This window comes from Arthrobacter sp. H35-D1 (assembly GCF_030063185.1).
GTDB lineage: Bacteria > Actinomycetota > Actinomycetes > Actinomycetales > Micrococcaceae > Specibacter.
Genome location: NZ_JASISP010000002.1, coordinates 359,235 through 378,795 on the forward strand (window position 1 = coordinate 359,235; position 19,561 = coordinate 378,795).

The 19,561-nt window shown below is 62.9% G+C and carries 17 protein-coding genes and 1 riboswitch; of the genes, 5 read left to right on the plus strand and 12 right to left on the minus strand.

Translation table 11 applies throughout. From position 1 onward, the window contains the following. Positions 1-131: 131 nt before the first annotated feature. From QMG25_RS05105 to QMG25_RS05120, 4 genes are all read right to left on the minus strand, one after another. Positions 132-548: a hypothetical protein gene (locus QMG25_RS05105; RefSeq protein ID WP_283457878.1), complete on the minus strand. Its 417-nt coding sequence runs from the start codon at positions 546-548 to the stop codon at positions 132-134. Then, positions 532-1,155, minus strand: a complete 624-nt coding sequence (locus QMG25_RS05110) for a histidine phosphatase family protein (RefSeq protein WP_283457879.1) — start codon at positions 1,153-1,155, stop codon at positions 532-534. Before QMG25_RS05110 ends, QMG25_RS05105 begins: the two co-directional genes overlap by 17 nt. A gap of 253 nt (positions 1,156-1,408) precedes the next feature. Further along, entirely contained in the window at positions 1,409-2,794 is a 1,386-nt protein-coding gene (locus QMG25_RS05115; RefSeq protein WP_283457880.1) for a MutS-related protein, read from the minus strand. Beyond that, on the minus strand, positions 2,791-4,395 hold the full coding sequence (locus tag QMG25_RS05120; RefSeq protein WP_283457881.1) for a MutS-related protein: 1,605 nt from the start codon (positions 4,393-4,395) through the stop codon (positions 2,791-2,793). The genes QMG25_RS05115 and QMG25_RS05120 overlap by 4 nt, the downstream gene beginning before the upstream one ends. Before the next feature lie 318 nt (positions 4,396-4,713). On the opposite strand from QMG25_RS05120, the gene QMG25_RS05125 reads away from it, so the two are divergent. Next, a complete protein-coding gene (locus QMG25_RS05125; protein ID WP_283457882.1) occupies positions 4,714-5,970 on the plus strand; it encodes an MFS transporter in 1,257 nt (418 codons plus the stop codon). Positions 5,971-6,040: 70 nt separating this feature from the next. Here the strand turns inward: QMG25_RS05125 and eno are convergent, their stop codons facing one another. Then, positions 6,041-7,324: a phosphopyruvate hydratase gene (eno, locus tag QMG25_RS05130; protein ID WP_283457883.1), complete on the minus strand. Its 1,284-nt coding sequence runs from the start codon at positions 7,322-7,324 to the stop codon at positions 6,041-6,043. Between the two features lie 286 nt (positions 7,325-7,610). After that, a riboswitch (SAM riboswitch) is annotated at positions 7,611-7,723 on the plus strand. Between the two features lie 13 nt (positions 7,724-7,736). On the opposite strand from eno, the gene QMG25_RS05135 reads away from it, so the two are divergent. Both QMG25_RS05135 and QMG25_RS05140 read left to right on the plus strand, forming a co-directional pair. Next, positions 7,737-8,030 carry a hypothetical protein gene (locus QMG25_RS05135; RefSeq protein WP_283457885.1) on the plus strand — a complete coding sequence of 98 codons (294 nt, stop codon included), beginning with the start codon at positions 7,737-7,739 and terminating at the stop codon, positions 8,028-8,030. A gap of 105 nt (positions 8,031-8,135) precedes the next feature. Beyond that, positions 8,136-9,227 carry a VIT1/CCC1 transporter family protein gene (locus QMG25_RS05140; RefSeq protein ID WP_283457887.1) on the plus strand — a complete coding sequence of 364 codons (1,092 nt, stop codon included), beginning with the start codon at positions 8,136-8,138 and terminating at the stop codon, positions 9,225-9,227. 73 nt (positions 9,228-9,300) lie between these two features. Here the strand turns inward: QMG25_RS05140 and QMG25_RS05145 are convergent, their stop codons facing one another. The 4 genes from QMG25_RS05145 to sucC form a co-directional block, all read right to left on the minus strand. Then, on the minus strand, positions 9,301-10,428 hold the full coding sequence (locus QMG25_RS05145; protein WP_283457889.1) for an LOG family protein: 1,128 nt from the start codon (positions 10,426-10,428) through the stop codon (positions 9,301-9,303). A 49-nt stretch (positions 10,429-10,477) separates the two neighbouring features. Beyond that, positions 10,478-11,188: a GTP pyrophosphokinase gene (locus QMG25_RS05150; RefSeq protein WP_283457891.1), complete on the minus strand. Its 711-nt coding sequence runs from the start codon at positions 11,186-11,188 to the stop codon at positions 10,478-10,480. Positions 11,189-11,414: 226 nt separating this feature from the next. Next, positions 11,415-12,317, minus strand: a complete 903-nt coding sequence (gene sucD / locus QMG25_RS05155) for a succinate--CoA ligase subunit alpha (RefSeq protein ID WP_283457892.1) — start codon at positions 12,315-12,317, stop codon at positions 11,415-11,417. A gap of 12 nt (positions 12,318-12,329) precedes the next feature. Then, positions 12,330-13,499, minus strand: coding sequence for an ADP-forming succinate--CoA ligase subunit beta (sucC, locus tag QMG25_RS05160; protein ID WP_283457895.1), 1,170 nt, complete (start codon positions 13,497-13,499; stop codon positions 12,330-12,332). A 321-nt stretch (positions 13,500-13,820) separates the two neighbouring features. Between sucC and QMG25_RS05165 the strand changes: the two genes are divergently transcribed. Continuing rightward, positions 13,821-14,444 (plus strand): maleylpyruvate isomerase family mycothiol-dependent enzyme, encoded by a 624-nt coding sequence (locus QMG25_RS05165; protein ID WP_283457897.1) that lies wholly within the window; start codon positions 13,821-13,823, stop codon positions 14,442-14,444. 68 nt (positions 14,445-14,512) lie between these two features. Here the strand turns inward: QMG25_RS05165 and QMG25_RS05170 are convergent, their stop codons facing one another. Next, positions 14,513-15,211: a hypothetical protein gene (locus QMG25_RS05170; RefSeq protein WP_283457899.1), complete on the minus strand. Its 699-nt coding sequence runs from the start codon at positions 15,209-15,211 to the stop codon at positions 14,513-14,515. An 86-nt stretch (positions 15,212-15,297) separates the two neighbouring features. Then, positions 15,298-15,672, minus strand: coding sequence for a VOC family protein (locus QMG25_RS05175; RefSeq protein ID WP_283457901.1), 375 nt, complete (start codon positions 15,670-15,672; stop codon positions 15,298-15,300). A 178-nt stretch (positions 15,673-15,850) separates the two neighbouring features. Here QMG25_RS05175 and QMG25_RS05180 point away from each other — a divergent pair, with 178 nt between their 5' ends. Continuing rightward, positions 15,851-16,456: a hypothetical protein gene (locus QMG25_RS05180; RefSeq protein WP_283457904.1), complete on the plus strand. Its 606-nt coding sequence runs from the start codon at positions 15,851-15,853 to the stop codon at positions 16,454-16,456. Between the two features lie 99 nt (positions 16,457-16,555). On the opposite strand, the gene pcrA is transcribed toward QMG25_RS05180, so the two are convergent. Further along, positions 16,556-19,156, minus strand: a complete 2,601-nt coding sequence (gene pcrA, locus QMG25_RS05185; protein WP_502866354.1) for a DNA helicase PcrA — start codon at positions 19,154-19,156, stop codon at positions 16,556-16,558. Positions 19,157-19,561: the final 405 nt, after the last annotated feature.

The window sequence follows — 19,561 nt, forward strand, 5'->3', positions numbered from 1 at the left end:
GAACTGACCGCCAGCAGGGATCGGTGTCTCGCATTCTTGCCTTGAGGGCCGAACCATGGGCGCAGCAGAACTCGGAACCCGCGCACCCTTCGTAGCCATCGCATGAACAACGGTCGCTGCCAGCACCCCGGCTAGCGGCCGTCGTTGAGAATCCGCAGCATGATATCTTCCGCCCTTTCGTACCTCAGGGTCGCAACCCACAGGCGGTAGGGGGCTTCGCCGGGCGGCGGATCGTGGCGATGGGAAGCGTCCCGGCGACGTCCCGCTGAATGGACGGGGCCCACATTGCCGGATCCTGAATTGCCGGGTCCTGAATTGCCGGGGACCGAGTGGATGGGATTTGAATGGACGGGCGAGGCCCATCCGGGGATGTCTTCAGCACCAAGTGCAGCCAGGGCCGGGGCCACCAGGCGTTCGGGAAGGTCGGCCAGACACGCCCAGTACAGCGCGTGCAGCCCGTTGCCCGTGCCGAAGGGCGGCAGCCACAACGGCAGTCCGAGGTGCAGGGATTCCACGGCTGAGATGGGTGACTCATTGCCTGCCGTCATCGCCGGTGCCCCCTTCGCCGTGCGGTGCTGCAGCGCCATTCTGTCCGATGGGTCCCGCGGCCCATTGCGCGCCTGAGCGGGTGAGCAGGCTCCAACATCCGGTGGGAAACGTGGCGCTTGCCGCATCGGGGCTCAGCGGCACAAGCAGCTCCCGGATGACGGCGTCGTGCGTGACAAGGACGGCAGGTCCGGCTTCGGCGGCATTGGCCGCGTCCTCCAACGCCGGCATGGCCCGCTCCACAATGGCCTCATCCGTTTCGACACCGGGGGCTTGGGCTGCCGTGCCCCACAAAGCGGCCCCTTTCGCCTCCAGGAACCCCGTCCACTGTCCAAAATCCCTGTCGATCAGGCGTTCATCAACGCTGCTTCCAAGGTGCGCCGCTTCGGCGATCGCAGCAGCAGTCTGAATGGCCCGGTCCAGGGGGCTGGAAGCAATTTTCATCGGCTGCACCTGTGCCATCAGACGGCCCACTGCGTCGGCCTGTGCCAAGCCCCCGGCATCCAACGGCGGATTGGTGTGTCCCCGTATGTAACCGGTCCGATTCAGCCCCGTTTGGCCGTGGCGGACCAAATACACGTTCCTGGGTTCTGCTTGGTTCATCGTCATGACGCCTGCCCACCTTTGATATGTGCAGCATCCGCATGCGGATGCCTTGCCAATGAGGTAGGGGCCGTTGTCGGCCCCGACGGCCAAAAGGGCGGTGGGATCCTCCACCGTTTAGCACTGCCTTACTGCATGCCCGGCGCCGGTCCGGCCTCCGCGAACACTCTGACATAGAGATCCTGTCCGTAGCTGGTGCGGTCCGGCGAGCCCTCCACCACCGTGAACGTCCGCTCCCCCGAATCCGTTCGACCGGCTTTCAAGAGCAAGGCCCCGAGGTGTGCAGGGCATCGACATCCTCGCCAAGCTCGTAGAAGTGCGTCACAAACACCACTCGCATCCCGCTGTCGACCAATGCCCGGATGATGTCACGCGCAATGGCAGTTCCTTCGCGTTCATTGGTCGAGGAAAAGGACTCGTTGAAAAGCACCATGGCATGGGCTTTTGCCGTATCGGCAATGGCGCTCATGCGGACCAATTCCTCGTCCAGCTTGCCGCTCTTGAGACTGGCATCTTCTTCTCGCTTGTAGTGCGAATAGATGCCCGAGACGAGGTCGGCGCCAAAGTACTGGGCGCAGACAAACATGCCGCATTGCATCATCAACTGGGCCGTTCCGAGGCTGCGCAGGAAAGTGGATTTGCCGCCCTCGTTGGCCCCCGTGATCATGATCAGGGACTTGCCGTCGGCATTGATGTTGTTGCCGACCACCTCGCCACGCTGTCCCACCGTCAAGGAAACATCGCGCAGGTCCCGGGCAGAGCACGCCATCGCGGACTCCGCCTCAGGTTTGGGGAAACAGAGAGGGGCACCGGCACTCAAAAGAGCCGCTTCGAGATTGATGCAGCCCACATGGAAGGCCAGCTCCTGCCGCAGCATCTTGATGAAATTCATGATGTGGTCATCCGATTGGGTCAAGACATTGGCCGCCAGGTCAAGCCCTTGGCCCTCCAACTCGCCCAGTGCCCGAAACCCTGCTTCATCACGGTCGTTGAGCCGGAAGGTGTAGCTTTCCTTCCCCTTGCCGGAGAGCCGCTGCAACCAATTCCGATTGTCCGGGCCGGGGTTCGAGAGTGTGTAGTTGGTGCCCTTGTTGGCACGCCCCAAACTCGCGGCAATCAACATTCCATTCCTGAACCTCAACCGTCGCAAGTGTTCGTTGATCTCCGCAAGGTAAGTTTCATCGACCTCTTTCAGGACCATGTCCAAGAATCTGCGGAAGCCAGGTGAGTGGAACCCCTCCTGGGCATTACGGCATATGCTTCTCAGCCGCTCCAATACGGCGGCCATCATCTCCAACGACTGGATCGACTGGCGCAGGATTGACGACGGGGAATGGCTGAAGAGGCTGCGGTAAATCTTGCGTTCCGCCGCAATGGTTTCGCTCGCCAAGGCATACAGATCCCGAACCACCGCCGTATTCTCCAGCACGTCCATCAGCACATGTTGGCGGTATTCAATGTCCTCGACAGCGGTCAACGGAGCGCGCAGCACCAATTGTGCGACGTCGGCAACATAGTCGTCGCCGGCAGCCATGGCGGAAATGAGCCTGCCGAGATCCAGGTCCTTGTGCAGCGCGGAATCGTTGGCGCTCCAACGAGCGTCCGGATGAAAGTCCCGGTCCTTGTACAGCAGGAAAGCCTTCATGAGTTGATCCGTCCCTTCAGCTCGCCATAGTCGAGTCCGTATTTCCGTGCCAGCACCATGGCATATGCCAAGCCGTCGGCCGGTTGGCGGAGGATCTTGAATGTCCGCCGTGCAGGATCGTCAGACTCAACGGTGCTGACCATGCTGACCACCGACGGGCCAAGCCGTGACAGCTCGTCCACGAAGGTGACGCACACACAGACAAGGTCCAGTCTGCATATCTTCCCCAGCACCCTGGCGCCCAGGTCAATCGCATCGCGCAGGCTCGTTGAAGTGAATATCTCGTTGAGAATGACAAGGCTGCGCGGAGTTGCCTGTTCCAGGATGCCGTGGATTCTGACCAGGTCGTCCATCAGCTTGCCACGCAGGTCCTTCGCGTTTTCACCCAATTCGAAGTGTGTGAAAATCGCGTCGGGAAGGGACAGTCGGGCAGTTATCCCCGGCACTGGGAGTCCCAAGGAAGCCAAGTAATGGAGCTGGCCAACTGTCCTGGCAAATGTGGTCTTGCCTCCTTGGTTGGGTCCGGAGACCACAAGAATGCGCTCTGGCCCGCCCAGTTCGACGTCGTTGGTGACCATCGCCTGTCCATGCGCCTCGATTCGAACTGCCAGTGCCAAGTCAAACGTTCCGCTGACATGTACTTCCTTGCTCCGGCTCACCACGGGGAGGCAAAATGACAGCCCTTCCTCCGTTGGCTTGGCGATCAAGTCCAGGTAGGCAAGATAGAACTGAATTTCCTTGTCAAACGCCACCACCAGTTCGCTTTGAAAGGCGGCATGCATGGAATTGAAGTTCGCCAACGCCGAGAATTCAGTGCGGAAAAGCTGTGCCACACCGTCCAAAACCCACGACTCAACGTGGTCCATGGCCAGTATGGTCCGGCCCGTTGTCCGGTAATCCTTGACCTCTCCCTGGCGGAACCGGGCAAACGTTTCACGTACGTCTGCGGTGTAGTCGGAATTGTCCTCCTCGCGTGTCACCGTGACGCGGCTTCCCTTGATGCGCAGGCAGTACCGCACCCGCCCCAAGGCGTCCGTCACCTGTTCGGCGTCGCGGGCCATTTCCTCAAACTCGGACGAATTCACATAACCGGCCAGATAGTCCCGGAACTTCCGAAGCCCCTGGGACGCCGGGGCGGCTGCAGCCAAGTTTTGGTTCAGTTCCCTGACAGCGGCGCAATAGACGCCGGCGGCCTCCACCACCATGGCTTGGCGTTGGTGCTCGTCGCGGAACCCTGTGGTCAAGGCGAGATCGCGGCGCACATCGACAAGTTCCCGGGCGAAACTATCGATCGTTTCCCTCACGGTGGCGTCGCCGAGGTCACTGAAAACCTCGTGCCTGTAGTTGATCGCGGCGAGATCCCCAAGCGGCAAGTAAAAGTAGGGTTTGAGTTCGTACTGTTCCCGGCCTGCAACGGTTGCCGCAATAATCTGCTCGATCTGCAGGTCGGCCAGAAAAGCTGTGGCGGGCCCTGCAATCAGTCCTTCCGGCACACCGCCGGGAAAGAGGATGCTTTCGAAAGCGCGGCTGTCCTGTTCGGCTCCCGGTGCGATGTCCGGGGCCACAATTCTTGTGCCCGGTGACTCTGCCTCTGTGAACATGATCCTGTCTCCGTCCTGCAATTCGAGACAGGAACCATGAGCCACTTGGCAGTTCGAACCGGTTTACAGTTCGGGCGGGATCCATCGCCACTAACCCCATTCTAGCGCGGACACGCTTTCCTGTCCGCAAAAGATCTTCTTCTTGAAGCATCTTGCCTGCCGGTGCGCCTGCGCGGATCATGGCAAGTAGTTGTTCGCGGCGCAGCCGGGAGGGAGCACCAATCATGGCGTGTTTCAAGAGCGTGTTGGGCCCCGGCGATGGTTAGGGGCAACAGCGAAGAAGCGTCAACCGACGGACCCGGTGAGGAGCCCAATGGTTTGTCAGGCACGTCTTCCGAGGCCTCCGAAACCTCGGATAAGTGGCTCAACAAGGGCATCCTTGCGATCGGCGGAACGTCGTTTCTGAGCGATTCCGGGCACGAACTTGTCACGTCTTTGCTGCCCTCATTCTTGACGTCCACACTCCATGCCGGTCCGGCTGCCTTGGGAGCCATCGAAGGCGTGTCCGACGCCCTGCTTGGTTTGAGCAAGCTGGCAGGTGGCCCGTTGTCCAACGAACCGTCGCGCCGGTCCAAGGTGGCCTCCGCCGGGTACATGGTGACAGCCGTGGCCACTGCGGCGATTGGTCTTTGCACCATGGTGTGGCAGGTTGCCGCGCTGCGTGCACTTGCATGGGCCTCCCGTGGGGTCCGCTCCCCGGCCCGGGACACGCTCCTGGTCTCCTTGGCCCCACGCGCCGCCTATGGCCGGGCCTCCGGAGTGGAACGGGCAGGGGACAACGCAGGCGCCATAGCCGGCCCACTCTTGGCAGGGTTGCTGGTGGGCGTCCTTGGCATCCGGCAGGCAATCCTGCTGTCCTTCATCCCCGGAGCCCTTGCTGCCGTGGCCATCACCGTCGCAGCCCGCCAGGCGCGGAGCATTCTGGCGGCGCCGGCCAACAGAAGCCGGTTGAGCTTCAACCTGAGGGAGCTGCGCCGCAGCGGTGTGGCACGGGCCCTGGCACCCGTTGCCTTTTTTGAACTCGGGAACCTTGCCACAACACTGCTGATTTTGCGGGCCACCGACCTGCTCGCCAGCGGTGGAAGAAGCCCGACGGCGGCTGCGGCACTGGCCATTTTCTTCTACGCCGCCCACAATGCGGCAGCCTCGCTTGCGTCGCTTCTGGCTGGCCAACTGGTGGACAGGGCCGGTGCCCGTCCAGTGTTCGCCGCCGGAGGTGCAGTCTACGTGGGCGCTTACCTGCTGTTCGGCTTCGGCACCTCCTCGTTGGGGCTGGTACTGTTTGGGTTTCTGCTGGCAGGGGTTGGCATTGGGTTCGCCGAAACAGCCGAATCGACGGCTGTTTCCCTTGCCCTGCCGGACAGGCTGCGGGGCAACGGATACGGCTTGCTGGGCTTGGTGCAATCCTTCGGCGACCTTGGCGCCACGCTGACGGCGGGCATCCTCTGGGCCGTCTTTTCCCCGGCCGTCGCCTTCACCTACGCGGCAGTGTGGATGGCAGCGTCCATCGCAGCGTCGGGCCTGCTGCGCCCGGTACGGGGATCGGGAGCAGAAGCAGGACTGCCGCAACCCTGACGGCGGCCAGCGTTGCGGCAAGGCACCGCGGTCAGGCACTGCGGTCTGGTGCTGCGGTCAGGTGCTGCGGTCAGCGGTGCCCTGCCCCGGCAGCAAGGCCAAACGGCAAGGCAGGGAAAGAATCGGCGATTTCGAGCAACCTGTTGTACTTGGCGAGCCGCTCGCCGCGAGCCGGCGCCCCGGCCTTGAGCTGACCGCATCCCGATCCCACCGTCAGGTCCGCGACGAAACTGTCGAGGGTCTCCCCGGAACGGTGGGAGACCATGGCAGTGAACCCGCCCGCTGCTGCAACTGCCATCGTCTCGAGAGTTTCGGTGACAGTGCCCACCTGGTTCGGTTTGATGAGCACCGACGTTGCCGAGCCCTTCTCCACGCCCTCGCGCACGCGGGCAGCCTGGGTGACAAAGAGGTCGTCGCCAACAATCTGTGCACGCCCACCAAGCCGGCCGACAAGCCCGGGCCAAGAAGCGGCGTCGTCCTCGGCCAACGGATCCTCCAAACTGCGGATCGGATAGCTGTCAAGGAGCGTGCCGTAGTAGTCGGTCATCTGCTCCGGCGTCAACACGCGGTCATTGAAGCGGTAGGCGCCGTCGACAAAGAAGGAATTGGCGGCCGGATCCAGCGCGATCATGATCCCGGCTTCCCCGGGAGCATGGCCGGAGGCATCAATGGCGGACATGATGAGATTCAGGGCCTCTTCCGGGCTGGAAATTTCCGGTGCATACCCTCCTTCGTCGCCCAAGCCGGTGGCCAGGCCCCGTACCCGCAGCACGCCCGCCAGTGCATGGTACACATCCGAACCCCACTCCAGTGCCTCGGCGTAGGTGCCCGCGCCGACGGGTGCGATCATGAATTCCTGGAAGGCCAGTTCATTGGCGGCATGCTCGCCTCCGTTGAGCACGTTGAAGTGCGGCACGGGCATGCGCTGGTCAGTCCCGGCCACGTCCGCGAGCCACGTGTGCAAGGGCTTCCCGGATTTGGCGGCAAACGCACGCGCGGCAGCGATGGAGACGGCAACGATGGAGTTTGCCCCCAGCCTGGACTTGTTCTCCGTGCCATCCAGCGCGCACAGGGCCGTGTCCAACTCAGCCAGCGATACCCAAGGGCGTGAGAGCAACAACGTTGACACCTCCCCTGCGACCGCGGCGACAGCCTGGCCAACGCCGCGACCGGACCAGGCCGCGCCGCCGTCGCGCAGTTCCACCGCCTCGTGCGCTCCGGTGGACGCCCCGGCCGGCGCTGAAGCTTCAAAAACGCGGCCTGCCTCATCCTCCAGCTGCACCTGCAGCGTCGGATAACCTCTGGAATCAAGAATTTGCAGGGAGCGTACGGCCCTAAACTTCAATTCACCCATCATGGGCTCCTTTCCACGGTGCTGCCTTATTACCGGGCTACATTGGGTGCGGCCATGGCCGTCCGACGGACAGGACCAAGTTGCTGAACAGTCCCGGAGACATTCGTCGACTCGTCTTCAGCAAAACAGTCTCAACAACACGCTCACGACGCTACTCCCCACGGTAACCATCGCGCCATGGCTCGGCGGGACCCCTTGCCGCGGGAAAGCAGCCTGTGCCGACGGGCTGCGTCATTTATGACGCAGCCCGTCGGCACAGAATCCAACACAGGTAGTGTGGAACCAACTTCAAGAGATGCGGTGCCAAGCTCCGACTGGTCGCACGCCAACCCCATGTTCACAGGGTGGCTCGGATGAGGAAGCGGCCCGCCGCCAACCGGCTCCGGGCAAGAACACTCGCAAAGGCATGGTCATGGAACCTCTTTCCGTCAACCGTTTGCAACGCATCGAGCCGGCCACCCGCCCTCGCCCAGCCGGCATCCCGGTGCTGCCCGCCGTGGACGTCAATCTCGGAACGGTCGCGTTTCTCAGTCCGTTCGGGCACCAGCTGTTCTGGTCCGGAGAGCCCGCCGAGCTGGTGGCGGCCCTGTCGCAGGCCGTCCGTCCTGCCCAGTGGATCCGCGAAAGCGACACCTTGGTGGTCACTGTCGCACAGACCGGAGAACGGTCCGGGCGCCGGCTCGGCTTCCGTCTCGTCGGGCACTGACGGGCCCGCAGTTGCGGCACCCCGAAAATTCTCCCCAAGGTTCCCCGTCCGGAAGTCCGGACAGGAAAGCGCTACAGTGATGGCTGAGCTGAGGAGTTCTTCGCCATGACCGAAAGCACGCCCACCCCCGGGCAGATCAAACGCTGGCGCCAATATTTGGCCGATGAACGCGCCGAAGCGTCCGTCTACCGCGACCTGGCGAAGCGTCGCGAGGGTGAGGAACACGCCATCTTGATGGCGTTGGCCACGGCCGAAGGACGCCACGAACAGCACTGGTTGGCACTGCTGGGAGCACATGCCCATCCCCCCGTTCGGCCTTCGATGCGCAACCGGATTTTGGGGCTATTGGCCCGCCGCTTTGGCTCCGTTTTTGTGTTGGCCCTGGCGCAGCGTTCAGAATCCCGGTCGCCGTACGCCACGGATATTGATGCCACCGTAGCCATGGCAGCCGATGAATCAATTCACGAGGAAGTGATTCGGGGCCTCTCTGCGCGGGGCCGCACCAGGCTTTCCGGAACCTTCCGAGCCGCCGTGTTTGGCGCCAATGACGGCCTTGTCAGCAACCTCTCGCTCGTGATGGGCATGGCGGCCACCGGAGTGGGCAGCACGGTGGTGCTTTTTAGCGGCATCGCCGGACTGCTGGCAGGTGCCCTGTCCATGGGGGCCGGGGAATTCGTCTCCGTCCGTTCGCAGCGTGAATTGCTTGACGCCTCGCAGCCAACCCAGGTGACCTTGACCGCGGCACCCTCCCTTGACCTTGAAAACAACGAGTTGGTGCTGGTCTACCTGGCCCGGGGCATGTCCCGCGAAGTGGCCGAGCACCGTGCCGCCGAGCGGCTGGGCAAGTTCGGCTGTGACTGCGATCCCAGCCTGTCCGTGCCACCGGAAGATGTCCATCCCACCGACGGCCATGAGAGCTTGGGCACCGCGTGGGGTGCCGCCCTGTCAAGTTTTTTCTTTTTTTCCTCGGGTGCCATCATCCCGATCGTGCCGTTCATTTTTGGCATGACCGGTGTTGGCGCGCTGATCTTGGCCTGCGTGCTAGTCGGGTTGGCGCTGCTGGGCACCGGCGGCGTGGTGGGCCTGCTCTCCGGTGCCTCGCCGTTCTGGCGCGGACTGCGGCAATTGGGCATCGGCATGGGTGCCGCCGCGGCAACGTATTTGCTGGGCCTGCTCTTCGGCACCGTGGTTGGATAGCTGCGGGCGTTGGATAGCTGCGCTGGTTGGATAGCTGCCGTGAAGGATGGCTGCGGGCGTTGGGCAACAGCGCTCAGCTCTGGTTTCGGGCCAGCACCCTGCACGCTTCTTCCACCGAATCCACCACGTGGACCCAGTGGGCCATGGCCCTCCCTTGCGCCAAGGTTCTCAGCAGCGGCAGCACGGGGACTTCAACTTCCCAGTAGTGGCGCCCGAACATAACCATGGGTGTCAGCGCCCCTTCGGCTGCGTAGTAGTTCTCGCAGGCGTCCTGAAAAACCTCCTGTACCGTCCCTGCAGCGCCGGGCAAAAAGACAATCCCGCCGCGTGAACGCTCAAGCAGCATCGCCTCCCGCAGGGCGTTGGTAAAGTACTTCGCGATCTTCGTGGCAAAGATGTTCGGCGGCTCGTGACCGTAGAACCAAGTGGGGATGCCCAAGTTGTCGGCTCCGTCGGGATGGGCCAGCGCCACCGTGGAAGCAGCCCTGGCCCACTCGGTGACCGACGGGCGGAAGACGGGGACGGCAGCCAAGGTGCGCAGCGCACTTTCCAAGGTCCCGGCGTCGTACGTGGAAAGGTAAGCCCCCAGGTTCGCGGCCTCCATGGCGCCCGGGCCCCCACCGGTCGCCACCAGGAATCCGGCCCGGCTCAGGGCACGGCCCAGCTCGGCGGCCCGGGCATAGCGTGCGCTCCCCCGCTGAGCTGCGTGGCCGCCCATGACACCAACAACCGGGGCCGCATGTTGGCCAAGGAAATCGTCGAGCGCGTCGGAAATGGCGTGGTCGTGCATGGCCGTGGCCAAGGTGGAGTGGAGCGCCGGAGTTCGCCCTGCCTCCATGGTCCACTGGTAGATGCGGGCGTCCGGCACCTGCTCATACTCGCCCGTTTCAATCCCCTCGAAAAGCTCGGCACCCGTGTAGAGGTGCCCGCGATAGGCGTTGAAGGGGACGTGCGGCAACGACGGGAAAATGAGGGCTCCCCGACCGCGCAGCTCGTCCTCGACGCCCGCGGCAAAGGTGCAGCCCATGAAAACAGCACCCGCGACGTGCAGCTGCGCCAACTCGGCGGACCGACCGTGCAGGTCCACGGATTGGAAATGCCAGCCATGCATGGAGGCGGCACCGCCGGCCACCAACGCATCAAAGTCTGCCAGCTGCTCAATGTCGATGTCCCGTGCATGGGGCGCGAGGGGTGTATTCACTCCCACAGCCTAACGGCCGGCCCGGGTGAACCGTGTCGCAGCAGCGTTGCTAGAGATCTGCGCCCTGCGGCGAGGGAGCATCGACGTGGCCTGCCTGTGGGTGGCGTCCCCGCACCACCTCGTGAATTCGCTCCATGGACACATCCAATTGATGGGCTGTCTCCGCCGCTTCCAAAAGCTCTTGAAGCAGCGGAGCCGGAATTTCCGTTTGGTATTTGTAGTAAATTTTGTGCTCAAGACTCGCCCAAAAGTCCATGGCGACCGTGCGCAGCTGCAGTTCGACACACATGTGCTCCACCGAGGCGGAGAGAAAGACGGGGACCCGAACAATCATGTGCAAGCTCCGGTAGCCGTTGGCCTTGGGATTCTTGATGTAGTCCTTGACGTTAAGCACTTCCAGATCCGCCTGGCCGGCGAGCATTTCCGCCACGCTATACACGTCGGCGTTGAAGCTGCACACAACGCGGATGCCCGCCACGTCCAGGATGTTCTCCTGCACCGATTCAAAGTTGAAGTCAATGCCGAGCCGCTGCAGCTTCTCCACCAGTCTTTCCGGAGACTTGAGGCGGGAAGTGATGTGCTCTATCGGAGAGTAGTCGTGCAGATGCTCGAACTCTTTGCGCAGGATGTTGATCTTTGTCATGACCTCATCAATGGCGAACTCATAGTTCAGCATGAATCGGGAGAAGTCCATGCGCAACTGCTTGTTTTGCCCCAGCAGAGCGTTCAATGGGGCCATCGACGGCAATTCACCGCTCATGGAACCTGGCCAGCTACTTCGAGTGCGGTCAGGTTCATGTTGGTCATAATAAAGTATTCCTTGATAGGTGGGCAGCAGCCGGTGAACCGGCTCTCAAGCCAATCCTGCCCTACGAATCTGACAGAAAGCTGACCCGTGGCACCGTGCGAGCCACTCAAGGGAACAAAAAACGCGGCCGCCCCACCCGTTCAGGGGAGCAACCGCGCTTCCAGCGCAAGCAAAAGACTTACAGTGCCGCGTAAACTTCGCGCAGCAGCGTTGCGGTCTCGGACGGCGTCTTGCCAACCTTGACACCGGCAGCCTCGAGGGCTTCCTTCTTGGCCTGGGCCGTGCCCGCGGAGCCGGAGACAATGGCGCCGGCGTGGCCCATGGTCTTGCCCTCGGGAGCGGTGAAGCCGGCAACGTAGCCAACAACCGGCTTCGTGACGTGTGCCTTGATGTACTCGGCTGCGCGCTCTTCAGCGTCGCCGCCAATTTCACCGATCATCACGATGGCCTTGGTTTCCGGGTCGGCCTCGAACGCAGCAAGTGCGTCGATGTGCGTGGTGCCGATGACGGGGTCGCCACCGATGCCGATCGCGGAGGAGAAGCCCAGGTCGCGCAGCTCGAACATCATCTGGTAGGTCAGGGTGCCGGACTTGGAAACCAAGCCGATGGGGCCCTTCTGCGTGATGTTGTTCGGCGTGATGCCAACCAGTGCCTCGCCGGGGGTGATGATGCCGGGGCAGTTCGGCCCGATGATGCGGGTGATCTGCTTGCCGTCGGCGTCGACCTTGGACTGGGCCAATGCCCAGAACTCGGCCGAGTCCTGAACCGGCACGCCTTCGGTGATGACAACAACCAGCGGAACCTCGGCCTCAATGGCTTCAACCACTGCGTCCTTGGTGAATGCCGGGGGGACGAACACAATGGAGACGTCCGCGCCGGTCTCGGCAACAGCTTCGGCGACCGTGCCGTAAACGGGCAGCTCGACGTCGCCGTGCGTCACCTTGGTGCCGGCTTTGCGTGCGTTCACGCCGCCAACAACCTGGGTGCCGGCCTTGAGCATCAGGGCGGTGTGCTTGGTGCCTTCGCCGCCGGTGATGCCCTGGACGATGACCTTTGAATCTTTGTTCAAGAAGATAGACATAGTTTTGAACCTCTACTTCGAAGCGTGGGCGAGCTCGGCAGCCTTGTCGGCGCCCTCGTCCATCGTGGCGGCCAGGGTGACCAACGGGTGGTTGGCGTCGTTGAGGATTTGGCGGCCAACTTCCACGTTGTTGCCGTCCAGGCGCACAACCAGCGGCTTGTTGGCAGCTGAACCCAGCTCGTCCAAAGCACCCACAATGCCCTTGGCAACGGCGTCACAGGCGGTGATGCCGCCGAAGACGTTCACGAAAACACTCTTGACCTGGGGGTCGTTCAGGATGACGTCCAAACCAGCGGCCATGACCTCTGCGGATGCTCCACCGCCAATGTCCAGGAAGTTGGCGGGCTTGACGCCGCCGTGCTTTTCACCGGCGTAGGCAACAACGTCCAGCGTGGACATGACCAGGCCTGCACCGTTTCCGATGACTCCCACTTCGCCGTCGAGCTTGACGTAGTTCAGGTTTGCAGCCTTGGCCTTGGCCTCCAGCGGGTCGGCTGCAGCTGCATCTTCCAAGTCTGCGTGGTGCGGGTTGCGGAATTCGGCGTTCTCGTCGATGGAGACCTTGCCGTCCAGGGCGACGATGTCGCCGGCGCCGGTGCGAACCAGCGGGTTGACCTCAACCAGGGTGGCGTCTTCCTTCTTGAAGACGTCCCACAGCTTGATGATGGCCGCTGCAACCTTCGGGGCCAGCTCGGCGTCGAAGCCTGCTGCGGCGACGATCTCATCGGCCTTGGCCTGATCGATGCCCACGGCGGGGTCAACGGCAACGCGGGCCAGCGCCTCGGGGCGTTCGACGGCCAGGACCTCGATCTCCACGCCGCCTTCCACCGAGCACATGGCCAGGTAGTTGCGGTTGGAGCGGTCCAGCAGCACGGAGAAGTAGAACTCCTCGGCGATGTCTGCGCCCTGGGCGATCATGACCGTGTTGACGGTGTGGCCCTTGATGTCCATGCCCAGGATGGCGGAGGCGTGCTCAAATGCTTCATCGGCGGTCTTGGCGACCTTTACGCCGCCGGCCTTTCCGCGGCCACCGACCTTTACCTGTGCCTTGACGACTGTAACGCCGCCAATCTTCTCGGCTGCTGCCTTTGCTTCTTCAGGGGTGTGCGCCACGATTCCGGCCAACACGGGAACGCCGTGAGCCTCAAACATGTCGCGCGCCTGGTATTCAAACAGGTCCACGGGTTTGCGTCCTTCTACGTCGAAGTAGTGATGTCGAGGGGCCTAGACCCCTTCCACACATTACCGCTTCTGCCGTAAAGCACATATTTGACCAATGCACCACAGTTTTCTCCGGTAATTCGTCTCACAAAGTGCTCCTTTGGGCGCACGACGCCGGCTCCTCCTTGCGCGGCAAAATCGCCTTGGGCGCGGGGCCGGCCCCGTACCCGAGTTCAGCCCACCCGGTTTTGCCCCTGCCGCCGGCGTCCAGGAGCCGATAAAATCGGTCCCACGCGGTGCACGCCTGCCACGGCCGAAACCAACGACGGAAATGGAGCAGCCATGACGCATGACAACGCTGAAGCGTATGAGCGGGAACGGGACATCGTCCTGCACGACCTGGCCCAACTTCACGAGGACCAATGGGCCCACCCCAGTTTGTGTCCCGGCTGGGACGTGCGCGATGTCGCAGCCCACCTGCTGATGCCGTTTGAACTCGGGGTCGCCGGTTTGTTCGGCCGCATGTTTGCCGCGCGGTTCAACTTTGACCGGCTCGCACTCCGGTGGGCGAGGAACGACCGCCGGACGCCGGCTGAACTTCTGCGCGCATTGGCGGCCACGAGCACCGAAGCGTTCAATGTTCCCGGCGCGGGCCCGCTGGCTCCGCTGTGCCACCTGACCATCCATGCCTACGACTTTCGTGGCCCGCTGAACATCGACACCCCGATCAGCCCCGACGCGGCACGGCCGGTGCTGGATGACATCACCGGCGGAAAGCATGCCGTGCCTGCTGCACTCCTCGCCGGGCTCCGTTTGGAAGCGGCTGATGCGGCATGGAGTTTCGGTCAAGGCAGGCAGGTCTTGGGGCCGGCTGGCGCCTTGATGAGTGCGTTGAGCGGCCGTGCATCCGCCGTCGAAAAGCTTGTTGGCGATGGCACCGGCAGCCTGCGCAGCCGGCTGGGCTGAAATCGCCGGAATCCCTGCAGCATCCTGGATTCGTTGTGCAGGCTGCACGGGTGTGAAGGTGCAGGGCCTTACTGCTTCGCTCCGAAGATTTCATACGACTCGGCGGCGATGAAGAAGCCGGTGCCGCTGGCCAAGTTGGCGCAGGCAACACCGTCGTCCAGCGGGGCGCAGCGGTAGCCTTGGGCCTCCATGGCGTGGCCCGGGGCAAGAACGGGAATGGCGCCCATCACCTGGTTGGCGGTTCCGCTGGCACCAAAGGCCGCCTCCACTGCCGTGACTCCAGCACGGCAACCGCCATAGGACGCCTTGTCCGGAAATAGTGTGGCCACCCCGCCCAAATAGCCGACGTTGGTGCCTGAGCAGTTGTCTCCCTGGTCCGCAGGCAGCGGTTGCGGATAGGCGACCATCTGGCAGTTCACCACCGGGATGCTCGGAGCTGCGGCATTGGCGCTGTCGCCAAAGTTGTTGGGCTCCCACGGCTGGTTGAGATTCCCTGCCTTGGATGAGGTGAAGACGCAGGCAATGTTGCGTGAATCGGTAACGAACTGTGGCAGTTCCGAGGATCCCATGTCTTCCGTGGGCTGCTCAATGGCTAGTGCCTTGAGCCTGTCCACATAACTCAGCGGCGCGGCCGTGCCCTGGGTTGCGGTCGGCTGCACAGGGCCGGTGGGCACGGTGATGCTGCAGCCCGACAGCGCAGCACCGAACGCTGCGGCCAAGAAGACGACGGCGGCAGTGCGTGAGGCAAGGTGCGGGGAAAGGGCCATGGAACAAGCTTGCCGTATCCGGCACCGCCGACCCAACCGGACTACTCGTCCGGTCCCCGAACGGCCACGTCCAGTGATGCAATGATTTAGGCCGCGACCTCTTGCATGGTTCGGGACAACAGGCAGAACTCATTGCCTTCGGGATCGGCGAGAACCACCCAGCTCACATCGGGGCCCTGGCCGACGTCTACACGCAGGGCTCCAAGGCCGAGCAACCTGTCGAGTTCCTCATCGGTGGTGCAACCATCGGCTCGCAAGTCGATATGGAGCCGGTTTTTCACTGTTTTTCGCTCCGGAACCGAAATCAGATCAATCGTTGGGCCGGAGCCGTCCGGGGATCCAATGGAGAAGCCCGTTTCGTCGCTGTCGATGACGGCCCAGCCGAGCACCTCACACCAGAATTTGGTCAGGAGGCCCGGGTCGGCGCAGTCGATGGCCAGGGCAGCAAATTGACTAGTCATGTGCTCTATTCTCATCGGAGGCATGCTCACTGACAAGGCCTTCGAAGTGCGTCCGCGCAACCAAACCATGAGGGCCACGCCACGGCAATTGACATTTGCAGTTAATACAGCAGGCTGTCGACCGGACTGATCTGCACTGCAAGGTGGCCGTGCATAAGCCGAAAATATGTCTCAACTCATGAAAATTTCTGGCCTCACTCTCGCTGCCTCCCTTGCTTTGGTTGGTTGCTCCGATTCCTCCGCAACGGAACCATCGGAGTCCGCACCCGCCGCCACGCAGGCGTCGGAAGCCGCCGCAGCTCCGGCATCCGATGCCGGCGCCGGCGCCGAGCCGGCGGCAGGCAAGACGATCGAAGGCACTGGATACAGCTTCGTTGTGCCCGAAGGCTGGGCCGTCCCTGAGGGAAGCGACGCGCAGGAAGGTGTCGACACGCTCGCTGCGGATCTGACCGACAAGGATGGTTTCGCAGACAACGTCAACGTGGTTCTGTCACCCGCAGGGGAAGTCACACCGGACCAGGTCGAGTCGAAAGGTGTCAAGGAACTCGAGAACGCCGGAGCCAAGGACGTGACGGCGCGCGATCGTGTCACCATCGCCGAATCGGAGTCGGCCCACTTGTCGGCAGTCTTCCCCAACAACGCCGATGAATACCAGATCGACCAGTACTATGTCGGCCACGACAAGCAGACGTACATCGTGACGTTCTCGTTCAGTCCGACCGTTTCGGAAGCCGATCGCGACAAGCTGTCCGCGTCGGTGCTGGCAACCTGGTCTTGGGCCTGAGCGCGGCCCGCTCCGTGACAGGCTGCTGAAAACCTTGCAGCGTCCGCGCGGCAATTCCGCGCTCCACGCCGGCAGTGACCCCATCCTGGGTCACTGCCGCTACCCTTCCTTCGTCAAGGGCGCATAGCGCAGCAGTAGGCGCTTTTCGCCAATCTCGAAGCGCACCTTTGCCACGGTCTTGTCCCCCACACCTTGGATCTCCAGCACGCTGCCATTGCCAAAGGCCGTGTGGTTGACCCTGTCCCCCACCTTGACGGCAATAACTTCCTTTTGCGGCTGCACACGGCCGGCGGCCGTCCGGGCCGAAATGCTGGGCGGCAGCTGTCCGGAATCGCGTCCGCCCACGGATGAGCCGGCCCCCCATGAGGAGCCGGAATAGCGGCTGGAACCGAAGTTCCCGGCCACCGGAACCGCACGGGCGGTGCCTTCACGCTTCCACTCAATGAGTTCCGTCGGAACCTCCTCAATGAACTGGCTGGCCGGGTTGTATTGGCTTTGACCCCACAAGCTGCGCACTTCCGAACGCGTCAAGTACAGCCGCTGCCGCGCACGGGTCAGCCCCACATACGCCAAACGACGTTCCTCGGCCAGTTCCTTGGGATCCGTGGCCGAGCGCGAATGCGGGAACAGTCCGTGCTCCATGCCTGTCAGGAACACCACGGGAAATTCAAGGCCCTTGGCCGTGTGCAGCGTCATCAGCGTCACCACGCCCAACCGTTTGGCCTCGGCCACGGCGGCGGCAGCTTCCGCCTCGGAACCGCCCGGGGCGTCGGGGATCTGATCGGCGTCGGCCACGAGCGAGACCTGTTCCAGGAACTCCCCCAGCGTCCCTTCCGGATTCTCCTGGCCAAATTCACGCACGACGGCGAGCAGTTCAGCCAGGTTTTCCACCCGGGACTCGTCCTGCGGATCGGTGCTGTTGCGCAGCGCTACGAGGTAGCCGGTTTGTTCAAGCACGGCTTCCAACGCCGTGGCCGGAGTGGCGGTGGCCGCCACCTCCCCCAGATCCGCCATCATTTTGGCGAACGTGTTGACGGCGTTCAGGGATCGTGAGGCAATGCCAGGGGCTTCCTCGGCACGGGCCAACGCGGCGGAGAAGGAAATGCGTTCGCGCTCCGCCAGTGCGGCGACGGCTCCTTCGGCGCGGTCGCCGATCCCGCGCTTGGGTTCGTTGAGAATCCTGCGCAGGTTGACGTCGTCGTCCGGGTTGACGAGGGCGCGCAGATAGGCGAGGGCGTCCTTGATTTCCTTGCGCTCGTAAAAGCGGGTGCCGCCCACCACCCGGTAGGGCAGGCCCACCCGCACCAGAATGTCCTCAATGGCGCGCGACTGGGCGTTGGTGCGGTAGAAGATGGCCACGTCGCCGGGGCGAACATCCGTCTCGTCCTGGAGCCGGTCAATCTCCTTGGCGATGAATCTGGCCTCGTCGTGCTCGGACTCGGCAACGTAGCCAACAATCTTCTCGCCGTCGCCCTCGGCCGTCCAGAGCCGCTTTTCCCGACGGTTGGGGTTGCGGGAGATGACGGCGTTGGCGGCGCTGAGGATGTTCTGCGTGGAGCGGTAGTTCTGCTCCAGCTTGATGGTCGCAGCGCTGGGATAGTCCTGCTCGAATTCGACAATGTTGCGGATGTCGGCGCCGCGGAAGGCGTAGATGGACTGGTCCGAGTCGCCCACCACCGTCAATTGCGCCGGTTCAACGGCACCGTAGACGTCGGTGCCTGCGTGGGCGCCGGCACCGGGCTCGGCATCGGTGCCGACAATTTCCTTCACCAGCGCGTATTGAGCGTGGTTGGTGTCCTGGTACTCGTCCACCAGCACGTGGCGGAAGCGGCGCCGGTAGTAGTCGGCCACGCCGGGGAAGGCCCGGAACATGTACACGGTCTGGGCAATCAGGTCGTCGAAGTCCATGGCGTTCGCCTGGCGCAGGCGCTGCGTGTACCCCTTGTACACCTCGGCCACGGCGGCGGCGAAGGGGTCGTTGAAGTTGGTACTGGCGGAATTCTCATCCTCGTCAACGAGCTCATTTTTCAGCGCCGAGATCTTGTGCATGATGGCCTTGGGAGCGAATTTCTTCGGATCCAGGTCCAGGCCCTTGGACACCAGTGTGATCAGCCGCAGCGAGTCGGCAGAGTCATAGATGGAGAAGTTGGAGTTCAGCCCGATGGTCTTTGCCTCGCGACGCAAAATTCGCACACACGAGGAGTGGAAGGTGGAAATCCACATGCTCTTGGCGACATCGCCGATCAACGCCTCGATGCGTTCACGCATCTCCGCCGCAGCCTTGTTGGTGAACGTGATGGCCAGTATCTGCCCGGGGTGGGCCTGGCCGGTGGCCAGCAGGTAGGCAATCCTGTGGCTGAGCACCCGGGTCTTGCCGGAGCCGGCACCTGCCACGATCAGCAGCGGTCCGCCGGTGTGCACCACAGCGGCTTCCTGCTCCGGGTTCATGCCTTCAAGCAACTCCGCCGGATCCGGCCAGCGCCGTGCCGAGGCAATCGATTCGGCACCTCCACGGGAGCTTGCGCCGCCGGCAGATTCCGGCGCGCCGTCGTGCTCCGGGTGGCCGGGGATTGACTCGTCGCCAGCAAATTCGGGCGCATCTTCGCCCGGGTCCTCGGCGTCAAAGGGCTGCCACTGCGGCAGTCCGGCGCCGGGACTGTGCGTGGTTTTGGGCTTTTGGGGGTAAGGGTCAAACAACATGTCCATGGTGGCATCCAGTGTAGTTCGCCCCGCTGACAATGCCCGCCAGCCCCATCTTTCCCATTGAGATGTATGACGAAACCGCCTCCGACCAACGTTGCGTTCGGCACTACGGGACACCGTCTTGCGATCGCATAATGCCGCTCACCGCGGGATTTGGGCTGTCTTGCAACCCATGAGTTTCGAGACATTTTGGTTGCGAGACACTATACGTTGACGAATCAAGATCATCGGTAGTCACGTCAGGCGGCAGCACCAGCAACAATTAGTTAGTTGGCTCTGGGGTATTCAGCTGACCGGCCTAAAATAGAGGGGTGATCGAGCTTCGACCCCGGGCTGGGGTGGATTACCCGCGCTCTGCTGGTGAGTTCCGTGCATGGTTTGCGACCGACGCTGATTGTCTGG

Excerpts from the sequence above, each read along its gene's own strand:
- QMG25_RS05105 (WP_283457878.1), bottom strand. The coding sequence starts at position 548 with ATGACGGCAGGCAATGAGTCACCCATCTCAGCCGTGGAATCCCTGCAC.
- QMG25_RS05110 (WP_283457879.1), bottom strand. The coding sequence starts at position 1,155 with ATGACGATGAACCAAGCAGAACCCAGGAACGTGTATTTGGTCCGCCAC.
- QMG25_RS05115 (WP_283457880.1), bottom strand. The coding sequence starts at position 2,794 with ATGAAGGCTTTCCTGCTGTACAAGGACCGGGACTTTCATCCGGACGCT.
- QMG25_RS05120 (WP_283457881.1), bottom strand. The coding sequence starts at position 4,395 with ATGTTCACAGAGGCAGAGTCACCGGGCACAAGAATTGTGGCCCCGGAC.
- eno (WP_283457883.1), bottom strand. The coding sequence starts at position 7,324 with ATGGGTGAATTGAAGTTTAGGGCCGTACGCTCCCTGCAAATTCTTGAT.
- QMG25_RS05135 (WP_283457885.1), top strand. The coding sequence starts at position 7,737 with ATGGAACCTCTTTCCGTCAACCGTTTGCAACGCATCGAGCCGGCCACC.
- QMG25_RS05140 (WP_283457887.1), top strand. The coding sequence starts at position 8,136 with ATGACCGAAAGCACGCCCACCCCCGGGCAGATCAAACGCTGGCGCCAA.
- QMG25_RS05150 (WP_283457891.1), bottom strand. The coding sequence starts at position 11,188 with ATGAGCGGTGAATTGCCGTCGATGGCCCCATTGAACGCTCTGCTGGGG.
- sucD (WP_283457892.1), bottom strand. The coding sequence starts at position 12,317 with ATGTCTATCTTCTTGAACAAAGATTCAAAGGTCATCGTCCAGGGCATC.
- QMG25_RS05165 (WP_283457897.1), top strand. The coding sequence starts at position 13,821 with ATGACGCATGACAACGCTGAAGCGTATGAGCGGGAACGGGACATCGTC.
- QMG25_RS05170 (WP_283457899.1), bottom strand. The coding sequence starts at position 15,211 with ATGGCCCTTTCCCCGCACCTTGCCTCACGCACTGCCGCCGTCGTCTTC.
- QMG25_RS05175 (WP_283457901.1), bottom strand. The coding sequence starts at position 15,672 with ATGACTAGTCAATTTGCTGCCCTGGCCATCGACTGCGCCGACCCGGGC.
- QMG25_RS05180 (WP_283457904.1), top strand. The coding sequence starts at position 15,851 with ATGAAAATTTCTGGCCTCACTCTCGCTGCCTCCCTTGCTTTGGTTGGT.
- pcrA (WP_502866354.1), bottom strand. The coding sequence starts at position 19,156 with ATGTTGTTTGACCCTTACCCCCAAAAGCCCAAAACCACGCACAGTCCC.